The following is a 12947-nucleotide window of genomic DNA, read 5'->3' as shown; positions in this document are numbered from 1 at the left end:
AACATGCCTACACAAAACACACTTATCATCCCCGACACGCTGAAGCGTTACGAGGATATTGCTGCCAATATAAAGCCGGAACGTATTAAAGTATTTATACAAAAAGCGCAGGAACTGGATCTTAAACCATTTTTGGGTTATGCCTTGTACTATGATCTGATAAAACACCTGGAAGCAGACGGCACACTTAAGGACGACACCCCGCAGCATTATAAAGACCTGCTGAATGGCAGCGAATACCTGGACGAACAAGGTTACATAGTGCTGCATCAGGGCCTGCAGCCGGTAATCGCCTATTTTACCTTTGCACGCTTTATTGAAGCCGATGCGGTACATTATACCGCTACCGGCCCTGTAACTAAGCGCTACGACAATGCCGATGCATTGCCTGCCAAAGACGTTGTAAAGCTGGTACAGCAGCAGCGCAGTACCGCAAACGCATACACCAACGAGGTTGAACGCTTTCTGCTGGATCACAAAGAACAATTTTCGATATGGCATTACAACCGTAAGAACAAAACTGCCAGGCAGCCAGGTCCGCGAATCCGCGGGATTGACAAAACAGACCTGTTCCTGCAAGATGATTACAACATTGATCCGCTCATACCAGAACTATTTAACTAATGGCTACAGACAAAAAGATAAGCGAACTGCCGGTAACGTCCGGGCTCAATGCGGCAGACATATCGTTATTGGTACGTAACGGCGTAGATTACCAATTTACCATAGCCCAGTTGCTGCAATACTTAAATAGCAACTTGTTTGCAGGGGCGTCAATTGCGTTTGGTACTGCTCTCCCGCAAAATTCAACCGGTAAGGATGGGGACGTGTTCCTGCAGACCAACACAGGCAGGTTTGCACAAAAACTTGCCGGTACCTGGAGCATAGTTTACCAACTGCCGGAAGCGAACGGAGCAGACGGCACCCTGCTGTATGGCGCAGGAATCCCCGGCAGCGGAACCGGCAAAAACGGCGACAGCTACATCAACACACTTACAGGTGTATTTTACCAGAAAAGCCTTACCGGCTGGAGCCAGGTGTTTTCTATGCAGACCGGCCCGCAGGGGCCAAAGGGTGACAAGGGTGATATTGGAGTAGCAGGTATTAACGGCAAAACAATATTAAGCGGAGCCAGCAACCCTGTTAACCTGGGCATTGGCACAGATGGGGATTTTTACATCAACACCAGCACTTTAACTTTATTTGGCCCAAAAACAGCAGGAGTTTGGGGTGCCGGAACATCAATGATTGGTGAGGGTGGCGCTCAGGGAGAACCCGGTCTGGCAGGGCCGGCCGGTCCTGCCGGTGCAACCGGCCCTAAAGGAGACAAGGGTGACACGGGAGCAACCGGCGCTGCGGGACCAAAGGGCGACACTGGTTCACAAGGGCCACAAGGCCTAAAGGGAGACAAAGGCGATACAGGTGCCACCGGCCCCGCCGGACCGTCAGGAACAGCCGGAGCTTCGGGGTCTGCGGGGCAGGGCGTAGCTGAAGGAGGCAGTGCCGGCCAGGTGCTTTCCAAAGTAAGTAATGCCGACTACAATACACAATGGGTAGATCCACCTGCAGGAGTAGCCAAGGCAAGCCTTGCCGAGATAAACGCCGGTACTGACGATGCAAAATTCACCACATCAGCTAGCTTGGAAGCATCAAAATACACGGGGCAGTCCGGCGCCAAACTTTCAGCAACTGCCACAGGTACTAATGCTTATACTGCAGTCATCTCTCCCGTGATTACCGCTTACGCGAATACGCAGCGGTTCTACATCAGGTTCAGCAATGCCAATACAACCGTAAGCTGCACAATAGCGCTTAACGGGCTAACCGCATTACCCCTGGTAAAGGGCATAAACACCAATTTAGCAATTGGCGACATTCTTGCCGACAGCATCCACCTGGTTGCAATAGATGGCACCAACGCACGCATACTTTCACTTTCCAGTTTGCCTGTGGTGACCTCCGGTGAAAAGGTGGTGACAATAACAGCTGCAGGTCCGCAAAAAACGTATGATCTGCAGGAACTTACCGTAAATTCCGCCCCGCTCACCGCTGCAGATTTCAGCAGTGGAATAGCATCAGTAAACGGGTCTATAGGGCAGTTCTCTTATGACGCCAACTACCGGTACGATTGCATCGGAATTAACCAATGGCGGCGCTCGGCCTTAAACGGTAACCTGGTAGAGCTTTACCTGGCAGACATTGACGACACCGCAGGCGATAAAACCAGCGCAGACCTGCAAAGTGCTTATCCAGCATCATTAATCGGCCAGCAGGTATGGGGTGTAAACAAGCTATACATTAAAAAGACTTCAACAGTCTGGAAAAAACTAACTATAACAACAGCATAACATGTCACATTTATTCAGATCAGGAACAAATATTTACACTACCGGTGGGAACGTGTTCCGGGTGAACGACAAGGTGAACACGGTGGTGACAACGAAAAACGGCTTTGGTGCTATAGAATTCGTTCGATGTGATCCGGTAGCTTCGAACAAAAGAATTGCTGTAGCAAACGGTAGTAGCGTAACGGTGTTGAATGTAGATACCTTAAACGAAATTACAACAATTAACGTGGGCGGAAAAGTTACAGGCTTGGCTTGGGATAGCCCGACATCAAGGCTTTATATCGTTGCCGGCGGGACATTAAAATATCTTAACACAAACAATTGGGCTCTCTCTAGTACAGGCTTAGTTGGAAACAACGGTCTTGCCGTAGATCCTAATGCCTTAAACAACAGAATTCTTTGTGCTGCAGGGAGTTCACTTAACTTTATAAGTCTCAATAACTTTGGTGTAGTCGGCACAATAACTACTGGTTTTGCAGGAGCATACGGAGTTACTTTCGATTCAATTAATCTGAACAATGCCTATGTATGTAATTATGCAAGTAACTACATTACAGTTGTGAATACTGATACGATGACAATAATTCAAAATATTACCGGATTTAACAGTCCAATTGATATCTCTTTTGACCCTAATTTGAACAATGACAGATACATAGTAAGCGAATATAGCTCCGGAAATATTGCATATGTGAAAAAATCTACAAATGGGGTTTTTAAACGACTTCCCGGATTGTTAAATCCTATAGGTGCGTCTTTCGAGCCGAATACCTTTAAATCGCAATTTTTTGTTGGAGGAGGAAGTGGCGGTCTTTGTTATGCTGTCTCGGAAGTAATCAACTAACTTTTCTTAAGTAATAGCCCATAGCCGGTGACACGATTATTTGCAACAATATGGATGCCGGAATAGTCGTTGAATTTCATAACCAGTGCATATCTTTTTGCCAGAATATTGTTGAGTGATTGCTCGGACATGTTGGTATGTGGGTAATAAACTTTTTTATCCTGAAGCGTTGAAGGCATTAATCCTACCCCTTGCTCTTTCAACAAAGTTTCTTGTACTGTAATAAGATCTTCACTGTTCAAATTTAAACTTAATCGGTTTAGAAAAAGATGTTCGGCTTGTAGATCGCTCAGTTGTATTAAACTTTTGCTCGGGTTAGGCGAATACTGCAAAGTTCCTGATGAGAATGCCAGATTAACTACTTTCAATGAATTAGCTGCAGATTGAAGATTATCGTAAAATCTAAGTTCATTGTTCTCTAAACTTTTGGCGTACTGGACCATTGCAGATGTTTCTACCACCGCCCAATTCAGTTTGTAATCATCACCTAACAAGTTCTTAAATGTAAAGTAGTGCGCCCCGCATGCGCCTCCAAAATCAAGAACAGAGATTTCTTTTTTGTTACCCAATGCTTGCCTTATAGCCAACATACCGTATGCAGTAGTAGCATCTACCTCCTGAAACTTTTCGTTCTCGAGTTTTTCTTTAAAACGTTTTGTTTTCTCTAATACAACTTTGACAATGTCGTTGTCTTCGTAGCCCTTCGGGTTATTGCAATGCATTAAAGCCTCATCGTATGAAGAATAAGTCTGCTGAACAACTTTTCTTTTTGGCTGAACTAACTTCAAGAAGATCGGCGGCAGTAGATTTTTTATAACAGATTTTGTCGTCACGCCTTAAATATAAATAAACTCTAACCCATCATGCAACCTAAACTTACCTTTATCAAACGCCTTACCAGCGAAACCCCGGCTTTTTTTAAGCGTGCCCAACTTTTTGGTGTCGGGCTTGCCGGTGTGGGTACATCCTTATCTACTGTAGCGGGTATACCGTCGAAACTTTGCACTATTCTAATCTCGGCAGGTACTACCATAGCAATTGTGTCGCAGTTTGCGGTAAAGCAATTACAGCCGGAAAACAGTTAACAATAACCTTAATTAAACACCTATGACATCTTTTGAACACCGCGAACTTCGTGGCATCACCATCAGGAGCATCATCGTAACTATAGTTAGCACAGCTAGTATAGTAGCAACCGTAATGACGAGTTATCTCCAAATTAAAGGCGACCTCCGTGACATGCAGACCAAGCAAGAAGCACAGACACGGGTTAACGAAATACGGCTTAAGGTACTTGAAGGACAAGTAGCCTTACTGGAACGCGAAGTAGAGGAAATAAGAACAAGAAAGTTTTAGCTAGCTATATCTACCGTGGCTTTATCTCTCTTTCCACCAAAATACTTCTCTAGCACCGCTTCAAAAACCGGGTCAGTGCCATTTGCCATACTAAACAAGGTCATTGATGATCGCAGCTTTAAGTCGTCCGGACTGCCAAATACAGCATTAGCATCATCCCCTTGCAATCGCAGTAAAACTTTGCTGATCTCTACTAGTCTTGGTCCAAGTATTGGATGTGCGAGGTAGGCATTCGCTTCGGCAAGATCGGTTATAGCATAATGTCGCGCCATTTCACTGTATCCCAATCCGGCAATCTGCGGAAAGATGTACCACATCCAATGGCTGCGTTTACGCCCGTTCCTGATCTCGGTTAAAGCTGTATTGTAATCGCGTTCCTGCGCTTTGATGAATCTCTCAAGTCCCATTCAGGAACTACAAATGCCGTGAAGGATGGTTTGCTGAACACAGCTAAATTGGACCGTATCGCAAATTAATTGAATACGGTAAGCGTGGTGTTAATGATGTCGTCAAAAATGGCTTTGTCGGTACTGGATTTGGCCGTCACCCGCATACCTTTAACTACGTTCATGATAAAACGTGCCAAGGCACGAGCGTCTTGTTTACTGTTGATCTCGCCACTGTCCTGGCCTTTTTTTATGGCATGGTAAAAGGTATCTTCCAGTAGCTGGTCATTTTGTGAGATAAGGGCTTTTACTTCTACGTCATGCGGTGCTACTTCTACCTCGGCGTTCACCATAAAGCAGCCTTTTTGCTGCACGTCATTAAGCAAGTTTACGGTCGTGAACTCAAGTAATTTCTTTATTGCTTCTTTGGCAGACTCAGCGTTGCTGATGATATTGCACATCTGTCCGCCCGAACCACTTTGGTAAAACTGCAACGCCTTTACATAAAGCGTGTGCTTATCGCCATAAGTATCGTACAAACTAGAGCGGCTGATACCCAGGGTATCTACAAGTTCCTGCATGGATGTACCGTTGTAGCCCTTATGCCAAAAAAGGCAAACTGCTTTACCTAAAACTTCCTCTTCATCAAAATCCTTCGTCCTTGCCATAATCAAAAAGCTTTGCCCTGTAAGGGGCAAAGCTATTCATTTTATTATTTATCTACTATAAGCAGTTCGCAGCTGCAAATTAGCGTACGCCACCGCTGGCTATAATTACCTCGCCAGTTAACCAACGCGAATCGTCAGATGCAAGGAAAACAGCTACAGGTGCTATATCATCCGGCTGACCTGTACGGCCGAGCGGTGTCTGACTAACTGCCTGCGCATGAAAGTCGCTACCGATGAAGCCGGCACTAACGGTGCCTTCAGTTTCTACCATGCCTGGATTAATGCTATTAACGCGGATCTTTCTTCCTCCAAGCTCTTTTGATAACACCTGGGTTAACGCATCTACCGCGCCTTTTGTAGCAGTATACACTCCGGTTTGAGCAGGTGTAATACGTGTTACTGTAGAACTGATATTGATTATGCTGCCCCCTTTTTCGCCAAAGCCTTTTACTGCCGCTTGGGTTGCAAGAAATAAACCTAATACGTTTGTATTAAACTGGCGGGTGTATTCTTCTACCGTAAAATCGTCAATAGCACCAAACTGGTAAACGCCGGCATTATTCACCAGGATGTCTACTCCGCCAAATGCTTGTTGTGTTTCAGCAAATAAGCGGTCAACATCGGATGGCTTAGACACGTCGCCTTGTACGGCAACTGCCCTACCCCCATTACCAACAATGTCTGCTACTACCTTTTCTGCACCTTCTTTAGCGGATGCATAGTTTACTACTACGGCTGCGCCTTCTGCTGCTAAACCTCTTGCTATTTCGGCACCAATACCTTTTGATGCGCCTGTAACTACTGCTACTTTGTTCTCTAACTTTTTCATTTTGTGTTGTGAATATTATTTGGAATAATCGTTCCGCAAATATATATTCAAAACAGAACGACCGTTCCAATTAGTTTCAAAGATTATACAGGTATGACAATGAGGCGAACACGACTAATTACTTGTGCGTGTGTGATGCCGGATTAAGCCCGTTGCTTGAGTAAGGAGAATACCTTTTTGGCTGCTGTTATCACCAACACTGCTGCTAAGCCAGCAGCCAGTCCTAATGCAAGCTCTTTAACAATTGAGGGAATTTGAGGATACAGATGATGTATATATTCGATATTATGAACGAAGATGCCGCCGGAAACAAGGATCAAAGCAATAGTACCTACAACGCTAAGTATTCGGATGATCACCGGTAACGACTTTACAAGTACCGTACCCAGTGTCGACAAAAAGCCTTTATTGCCTGACCTTTTAATTAAGTTATAGCCAGCATCATCCATTCTAACAATAACAGCCACAATCCCGTAAACACCTATTGTTGCCAAAAGGGCAACAGCCGAAACAGTTATGATCTGTATAACAAGGGTTTTATCAGAAACAGATCCTAAAGCAATAATCACGATCTCAATAGACAAGATAAAATCCGTCGCAATAGCCGACTTGATCTTCGCCTTTTCAGCAGCACTATCATCTTGCTTATCCTTCTCTACTACTTTGTCGCTGGTTTTTTTACCATGAAAAAAGTACTCTATAATTTTCTCTACGCCTTCGTAGGCTAAATACAAACCGCCAAGAATCAAAATAACTTTTATTGCAGCAGGGAAGAACAGGTTCAGCAATAATGCTACCGGAACAATAATAAGCTTGTTTACCAGGGAACCTTTTGTAATTGCCCAAAGTACCGGCAATTCCCTGGACGACAGAAAGCCGGTGGCTTTTTCCGCGTTAACAGCCAGGTCGTCGCCAAGTATGCCTACCGTTTTGCGTGTCGCCAATTTAGCGGCCACAGCTACATCGTCCATTAATGCACTTATATCATCCAGAATTGCGAATATGCCTGCGGCCATTTGGTAGTGTTATTTAGTGACTCGTGTTTACTCAACGGTATAAATGCGAGTTGCAGAGTAAAGTTTTAAAATGTAGCAATATTCGCCTGCAATGAGCACTTTATTGGTTTTTGCGGAACGCGAATTGCAGTTGAGATTACATGGAGTTACTGGATATATTAAACGACATCACCACAGAAGCGCGGGAGTTAAACGGTGAAGAAAAATCATTTAAACTGTGGATGCCGAGGCGGGTGGTTTTTACAGCCGACGCACTGGAGCAAGCCTATGGCCAAAAGATATATCAACGGATCAAGGACTTTAACCTGAATATTGAAATAGCAAAAAACAACCGAATAACAGGACTTCGTGGCAAAGATGAACGGGAAACCTATCGCATTGCTAAAAATACGCTGGCAATAGTGAATGCGCCGCCAAGCGCATTTAATCTTCGCCCAATCCCTCCTTCTGCAGATTGGCAGTTTCATTTGGCCGAAGGCTGCCCTGCTCACTGTCAGTATTGTTATTTAGCCGGCAGCTTATCCGGTCCGCCGGCTATAAGAGTATTTGCAAACCTGCCGCAGATTTTAGAAAACACCATTAAATTTGAACGCTTGAATCAGGTCACCTCGTTTGAGGCAAGTTGCTATACTGATCCGCTGAGCCTGGAACACCTTACCGGAGGTTTGGCCGAATCGATCAGCCACTTTGCAGATCGCCCGAATACCCACTTGCGTTTTGTTACTAAATTTGATAATGTAAACAGCTTGCTCAAGCTCAATCATCAGGGCCGCACAAGGTTCCGTAGCAGCCTAAATGCCGATGTAATTGCCAGGAAATTAGAAGGCGGCACTCCAAATGTATCAGCCCGCATAAAGGCTTTAAGGAAAATGGCGCTGCCAGGCCAGCAAGGGGGCGGAGGCTACCCTATTGGTGTAGTGCTGGCACCAATAATGCCCATACCCGATTGGGAACTACATTATTCCAAACTATTGGATGAACTAGAGCTGAACCTTAACTTTGAAACTGATTTAACCTTCGAACTGATAACGCACCGGTTCACACCCGGTTCCCGTGATATTTTGATGGAGTGGTACCCTAACACCAGCCTGGATTTTAGCGAAACAAACAGGGCCGTAAAACGGAACAAGTTTGGTGGCCATAAGTATGTTTTTATAAAAGAACTGATGAAGGAACTAAAATCGTTTTTTGAAAGTGAGATTGCGCGCAGGTTTCCAAATGCCAGGATATTATACTGGACGTAACTAGCTTAAGTTGATAATACCAAGCTTAACTATCCTCAGTTGTTAATGTTATCTGCGGCAAATACAACGTAATGTATGCTCAAACAGAACTTAGTTTGCCACTGAGAAGCTAATCACATCCTTTACCTGCAGTCCGCTTACACCGCTGCCTACATACGTTAGCTTATACTTGGTTTTGGCTAAAACATAGTTGGTTGATAGATTAATTTCAGTTGTAACTCTGCTCTTAGCAGCTACCGTGATATATGCACTTGCCGGTGGCGGCATTACACGCCTTGCCATTGCTCCTTTAAAAACAGCCTCATTCCCGATACCATCAATAATTTCAAAATACTTTCCTATACGTGGCTCAAACGGCGTTTCCCACTTGCAGAAACGCAGATCATGACTAGTGTTGTTTATTACAGTAAAAGATAAAAGCGCAGAACTGCTTGAGGTAAACTTCTTTATCATGGCCATATGCACAATCAACTTACCGGCAGAATTTTGACTTGCATTAGCCACACCCTCTTGGCTAAGTTGCTTTCTACTTTTACAACCAAATGAAAACAGGCAAATAGTAATAGCGGCGAGAAATATTCTAATTTTCATACCTCAGAGACACTAAAAATGCACAATGGTTTGATGTTCTCTACTTGTATTTGTTCAACAACATCACCACCAGCCATTTAAACCAAGAAACTCTTTTACTATTTCTCCGACTTTAACAAACCATTATTATATTTGCGTAACTAGTTACGTAATGAATGAATAATAAATTTTTTAACGATGCAGGCATCATAGCTATTGGTAGCAGGCTAAGAATGCTTACGGAAACAATTACCAATGAAGCTGCTGGCATTTACAAGCTTTATGAAATCGAAATTCAGCCGAAGTGGTTTCCGGTTTTTTATTCTCTGTCCCGTGGCGAAGAAAAGACCATTACGGGGATAGCTGTTGAAATCGGTCACTCGCACCCATCTGTAAGTAAAATTGTAAGCGAAATGATCAAGGCGGGATTGGTTATCGAGAAAAAAGGAACAGTGGATGGCCGAAGAACCCTAGTAGCTCTCTCTAAGAAAGGAAAAGGCTATGCAGAAAAAATAAAAGACCAGTACGCAGATCTTGAGCAGGCCATTAAAACCTTAAACTCTCAGGCTACACATGATTTATGGAAGGCGATAGAAGAGTGGGAGTTTTTGCTTGAACAACAACCTTTGCTGCGCAGGGTGACAGAAGAAAAAAAACGAAGGGAAAGTAAAGATGTCCTGATTGTAGACTACAAGTCGAATTATGCAGCGGCTTTCAAGTCATTAAATGAAGAATGGATCTCCACCTATTTTAAGATGGAAGCAACAGACTATAAGTCTTTGGGTGATCCGGACGGTTATATCTTAAAAAAAGGCGGCCATATACTAGTCGCTTTATACCACGACAAACCAGTTGGTGTTTGCGCCTTGATTAAAATGCATAACAGCGATTATGATTTTGAACTTGCCAAAATGGCGGTGTCACCACTTGCTCAAGGTAAGAATATAGGATGGCTGCTGGGCCAGGCAGCACTAGACTGGGCAAGCAGGCAAGGTGCTAAAAAGATTTATTTAGAAAGTAACACCTTGTTGAAACCGGCTATCAACCTCTATCATAAACTCGGGTTTAAGAAGGTCGTGGGCCATCCTACTCCTTATGAAAGATGTAACATTCAGATGGCTTGTGAGATAAGTAAAAATCAGTAAAGAATGTACTTTCATTGAACTTGGACGATCTTAATTGTTTCAGCAATTACAGAAGCGAGAACCAATAACATGTAATTAAAGTTTGGGGCGTTTATCTGATAGCCCCATGCCCTTAATCCAATTAAACACTGCGATACTGTTCTCCTGAAGTTTACCGCCTAACAATTTACAAAACAAATCCCTGTGCTTTCAATTCATTTAGTAGATGAAACAATTACCAAAAAACACAGCCCTTACAGGTCAGTTGAAATGGGTGGAGCGGGTAGCTTCCGTTATGGACGACAAATTCCGCGTCCCTGGTACAAATTTTCGCTTCGGGCTCGATCCTGTGCTGAACTTCATCCCCTTTGCAGGAGATGTTTCTGGCTTTATAGTAGCAGCAGCGCTGCTTTATGTAATTGCAAAGAACGGCGGTGTGAGTCGAAAGGTACTTATTTTAATGGCTGTTAATATTTGCGTAGATGGGCTTCTTGGCGGGATTCCCCTCGTAGGTCAGATAACCGACTTCTATTTCAAAGCAAATACCCGCAACATTAAGCTGCTAAAAGAGCACTATCAAGAAGGCAAGCACCAGGGCAGCGATAAAGGTGTTATCGCCTTAATATTAATTGTACTGGTGATTTTCCTTTTGTCAACCATTTATGTCTCCTACATCGCTTTGCGATGGCTACTGGGGCTTTTTTGATAGACATGATAATTACAAGCATACCAATCTGTGGCAGCAATGGCGACTCCGATACCCTTGTTCAAAAACTATTTTTGTGCAGTAGGGTTTTAAGGTAGATACTTTTATAGCAAAACTGCTTTATCGTTAACAACCAAATGGGTAAAATTTTTACGATAACCGAGGGGCTCGAAAACATGGGTGCTCTTCATACCGGCGGCCAGGGTTCGGTATATAAAGGCAGGCGCATCGGCGAAATTTTTGTAGCAGTAAAGCTTTTGCCAACCCCAATTCACGCCGAAGATGAGAACGACAAGCACTATAAAGATTTCATTAACGAGGTAGAGAAATTAAAAAAGGTTAACCAGGTATCAAACCCCAACGTAGTTAAAATCCTCAACTCCGGCATTACTGAAAGTGGCTCGCTCCCATTCATCGAGATGGAATTTATTGAGGGCCCTGATCTTGCAGAACTGCTTACAGAGAAAGACACACCTGTTTTTACTATTCATGAAGCCATTAAGGTGGCTTATCAGCTTGCAAATGCGTTGAGCCATTGTCATAGGGTATCGGTAAAGCACGGCGATATTAAAAGCAATAACGTTAAATTTAATATAAATACCGGCAACTATATGTTGCTTGATTTTGGTCTCGCAATAATGAGCGACGAGCAGCGGCGAAGCAGCTTACGAAATGCTGGAGCAGTAGAGTTTATGGCACCTGAGCAAAGCGAAGGCAACCTGCTGCCGCAAAGCGATGTTTACAGCTATGGAATTATTCTTTACGAATTGCTGGCCGGCACCGTTCCCTTTAAATTGAATGACAACGGCCAGACTGCCCGTAATGCTGTAATGATAGCACACCTGGAGCAGGAGCCGCCCGATCTATTGACGTTGCGTCAAAAGAACATGCCTTTAAGCTGGCCCGAAGACCAGCGCCGCCGCGAAATGCAGGTGCCTGCGTGGTTGCTAATACTCATATCTAAATGTTTGCAAAAGAATCCGGCCGACCGTTACGCGGACGGCACCGAGCTTCGCGAGGTGATACAACACAGTGTGATCAGCGTAAAAGATGATACAGAAAGTGCGCTGATCCTGCAAAACGAAAAAGACGCCCTGGAATTAAAACTAAAGGAAGAGGAGACGAAGACAAGCAGGTTATTGCAGGAAATAACCCAGCTTAAAAACAGCCAGGTTGCTTTTAAGGCAGCGCCTGCTACAACACCGTTGCCACATAATAATAGTGGCAAGAGTATGTCAAAAGCGGCATTATTAGGTATAGGTTTGCTGCTTACCTGCATGGGTGCATTGGCTGGCCATTACCTTTTTAATAACGGGAAAGCAGCACGGATAGAGCCAGAGCCGCAGAAAAGTATAAAGGGAGCACCAGAGGTAACAGTAAAGAAGTCCGTTACGAAACCCAAAGCGCTGGCTGTTAAGAAAACAAGAAAAGATTCAGCTAAAAAAGTGGTAAAAACAGCGGAGCCTAAACCAAAGCCTACTGAAGCTGCGCCGGTCAATAGCGGCAAGGGCAGCGATGTAGGTAAAGTATTTACATTGTTTACCAGTTACGCCTACTTTCATAGCCGCCCGGACGAGGCAAGCAAACGTGCGGCAAACATAAACCAATGGAACAACGCACGCTTAAAAGCCCTGGACGACCAGAACGGCTTTATTTATGTGGTGTATACCAACGATAAAGGACAAACCAGCAAAGGCTGGCTCAGGAAAAAGGATTTGATTGTGGTTGGACAATAATGCAAGTTCGAGGCGTATTCTGATGCTAAGCAGAGTAAATCAAAACCAAAGAACTTCAAGTCAGCGATCTACTTTTTTACAGTTATCATATTACACCACTTGAGAACACCTGAAGTACAA

Annotated in this window: 15 protein-coding genes; 9 read left to right on the top strand and 6 right to left on the bottom strand. The window is 44.1% G+C overall.

All coding sequences use genetic code 11. The features are described from left to right. Positions 1-3 precede the first annotated feature (3 nt). From AC59GT_RS15125 to AC59GT_RS15115, 3 genes are read left to right on the top strand one after another with little or no spacing between them, the layout of a single operon-like run. On the top strand, positions 4-624 hold the full coding sequence (locus AC59GT_RS15125; protein WP_497238406.1) for a DUF6712 family protein: 621 nt from the start codon (positions 4-6) through the stop codon (positions 622-624). Continuing rightward, positions 624-2348, top strand: coding sequence for a hypothetical protein (locus AC59GT_RS15120; protein ID WP_497238405.1), 1725 nt, complete (start codon positions 624-626; stop codon positions 2346-2348). Before AC59GT_RS15125 ends, AC59GT_RS15120 begins: the two co-directional genes overlap by 1 nt. Before the next feature lies 1 nt (position 2349). Further along, positions 2350-3192, top strand: coding sequence for a YncE family protein (locus tag AC59GT_RS15115; RefSeq protein WP_497238404.1), 843 nt, complete (start codon positions 2350-2352; stop codon positions 3190-3192). On the opposite strand, the gene AC59GT_RS15110 is transcribed toward AC59GT_RS15115, so the two are convergent. Further along, positions 3189-3980: a methyltransferase, TIGR04325 family gene (locus AC59GT_RS15110; RefSeq protein WP_497238403.1), complete on the bottom strand. Its 792-nt coding sequence runs from the start codon at positions 3978-3980 to the stop codon at positions 3189-3191. The two genes, AC59GT_RS15115 and AC59GT_RS15110, sit on opposite strands and share 4 nt — an antisense overlap. A 75-nt stretch (positions 3981-4055) precedes the next feature. Between AC59GT_RS15110 and AC59GT_RS15105 the strand changes: the two genes are divergently transcribed. Then, a complete protein-coding gene (locus AC59GT_RS15105; RefSeq protein WP_497238402.1) occupies positions 4056-4277 on the top strand; it encodes a hypothetical protein in 222 nt (73 codons plus the stop codon). Positions 4278-4299: 22 nt separating this feature from the next. Continuing rightward, positions 4300-4548 (top strand): hypothetical protein, encoded by a 249-nt coding sequence (locus AC59GT_RS15100; protein WP_497238401.1) that lies wholly within the window; start codon positions 4300-4302, stop codon positions 4546-4548. On the opposite strand, the gene AC59GT_RS15095 is transcribed toward AC59GT_RS15100, so the two are convergent. The 4 genes from AC59GT_RS15095 to AC59GT_RS15080 all read right to left on the bottom strand — a co-directional run bounded on the left by AC59GT_RS15095 (position 4545) and on the right by AC59GT_RS15080 (position 7447). Next, a complete protein-coding gene (locus AC59GT_RS15095) occupies positions 4545-4955 on the bottom strand; it encodes a DUF1810 domain-containing protein (RefSeq protein WP_497238400.1) in 411 nt (136 codons plus the stop codon). The two genes, AC59GT_RS15100 and AC59GT_RS15095, sit on opposite strands and share 4 nt — an antisense overlap. A 65-nt stretch (positions 4956-5020) precedes the next feature. Then, on the bottom strand, positions 5021-5602 hold the full coding sequence (locus AC59GT_RS15090) for a TetR/AcrR family transcriptional regulator (RefSeq protein ID WP_497238399.1): 582 nt from the start codon (positions 5600-5602) through the stop codon (positions 5021-5023). Between the two features lie 79 nt (positions 5603-5681). Continuing rightward, positions 5682-6431 (bottom strand): SDR family NAD(P)-dependent oxidoreductase, encoded by a 750-nt coding sequence (locus AC59GT_RS15085; protein ID WP_497238398.1) that lies wholly within the window; start codon positions 6429-6431, stop codon positions 5682-5684. 143 nt (positions 6432-6574) lie between these two features. Then, entirely contained in the window at positions 6575-7447 is an 873-nt protein-coding gene (locus AC59GT_RS15080; RefSeq protein ID WP_497238397.1) for a DUF808 domain-containing protein, read from the bottom strand. A 140-nt stretch (positions 7448-7587) separates the two neighbouring features. Here AC59GT_RS15080 and AC59GT_RS15075 point away from each other — a divergent pair, with 140 nt between their 5' ends. Continuing rightward, the gene (locus AC59GT_RS15075) at positions 7588-8691 is read left to right on the top strand and encodes an SPL family radical SAM protein (protein ID WP_497238396.1); all 1104 of its coding nucleotides are present in this window, start codon (positions 7588-7590) and stop codon (positions 8689-8691) included. Between the two features lie 90 nt (positions 8692-8781). Here AC59GT_RS15075 and AC59GT_RS15070 read toward each other — a convergent pair whose 3' ends face one another. Next, entirely contained in the window at positions 8782-9282 is a 501-nt protein-coding gene (locus AC59GT_RS15070) for a hypothetical protein (protein ID WP_497238395.1), read from the bottom strand. A gap of 155 nt (positions 9283-9437) precedes the next feature. Here AC59GT_RS15070 and AC59GT_RS15065 point away from each other — a divergent pair, with 155 nt between their 5' ends. The 3 genes from AC59GT_RS15065 (at position 9438) to AC59GT_RS15055 (ending at position 12827) form a co-directional block, all read left to right on the top strand. Next, positions 9438-10406, top strand: a complete 969-nt coding sequence (locus AC59GT_RS15065; protein WP_497238394.1) for a bifunctional helix-turn-helix transcriptional regulator/GNAT family N-acetyltransferase — start codon at positions 9438-9440, stop codon at positions 10404-10406. 205 nt (positions 10407-10611) lie between these two features. Continuing rightward, the gene (locus AC59GT_RS15060; protein WP_497238393.1) at positions 10612-11091 is read left to right on the top strand and encodes a DUF4112 domain-containing protein; all 480 of its coding nucleotides are present in this window, start codon (positions 10612-10614) and stop codon (positions 11089-11091) included. 137 nt (positions 11092-11228) lie between these two features. After that, positions 11229-12827, top strand: coding sequence for a serine/threonine protein kinase (locus AC59GT_RS15055; RefSeq protein ID WP_497238392.1), 1599 nt, complete (start codon positions 11229-11231; stop codon positions 12825-12827). The last annotated feature ends 120 nt before the right edge of the window (positions 12828-12947 follow it).

The organism is Mucilaginibacter sp. 320_HR, from assembly GCF_059691875.1.
This window is presented reverse-complemented; position numbering and strand designations above follow the sequence as displayed.

Excerpts from the sequence above, each read along its gene's own strand:
- AC59GT_RS15125 (WP_497238406.1), top strand. The coding sequence starts at position 4 with ATGCCTACACAAAACACACTTATCATCCCCGACACGCTGAAGCGTTAC.
- AC59GT_RS15120 (WP_497238405.1), top strand. The coding sequence starts at position 624 with ATGGCTACAGACAAAAAGATAAGCGAACTGCCGGTAACGTCCGGGCTC.
- AC59GT_RS15115 (WP_497238404.1), top strand. The coding sequence starts at position 2,350 with ATGTCACATTTATTCAGATCAGGAACAAATATTTACACTACCGGTGGG.
- AC59GT_RS15105 (WP_497238402.1), top strand. The coding sequence starts at position 4,056 with ATGCAACCTAAACTTACCTTTATCAAACGCCTTACCAGCGAAACCCCG.
- AC59GT_RS15100 (WP_497238401.1), top strand. The coding sequence starts at position 4,300 with ATGACATCTTTTGAACACCGCGAACTTCGTGGCATCACCATCAGGAGC.
- AC59GT_RS15095 (WP_497238400.1), bottom strand. The coding sequence starts at position 4,955 with ATGGGACTTGAGAGATTCATCAAAGCGCAGGAACGCGATTACAATACA.
- AC59GT_RS15090 (WP_497238399.1), bottom strand. The coding sequence starts at position 5,602 with ATGGCAAGGACGAAGGATTTTGATGAAGAGGAAGTTTTAGGTAAAGCA.
- AC59GT_RS15085 (WP_497238398.1), bottom strand. The coding sequence starts at position 6,431 with ATGAAAAAGTTAGAGAACAAAGTAGCAGTAGTTACAGGCGCATCAAAA.
- AC59GT_RS15080 (WP_497238397.1), bottom strand. The coding sequence starts at position 7,447 with ATGGCCGCAGGCATATTCGCAATTCTGGATGATATAAGTGCATTAATG.
- AC59GT_RS15075 (WP_497238396.1), top strand. The coding sequence starts at position 7,588 with ATGGAGTTACTGGATATATTAAACGACATCACCACAGAAGCGCGGGAG.
- AC59GT_RS15070 (WP_497238395.1), bottom strand. The coding sequence starts at position 9,282 with ATGAAAATTAGAATATTTCTCGCCGCTATTACTATTTGCCTGTTTTCA.
- AC59GT_RS15065 (WP_497238394.1), top strand. The coding sequence starts at position 9,438 with ATGAATAATAAATTTTTTAACGATGCAGGCATCATAGCTATTGGTAGC.
- AC59GT_RS15060 (WP_497238393.1), top strand. The coding sequence starts at position 10,612 with ATGAAACAATTACCAAAAAACACAGCCCTTACAGGTCAGTTGAAATGG.
- AC59GT_RS15055 (WP_497238392.1), top strand. The coding sequence starts at position 11,229 with ATGGGTAAAATTTTTACGATAACCGAGGGGCTCGAAAACATGGGTGCT.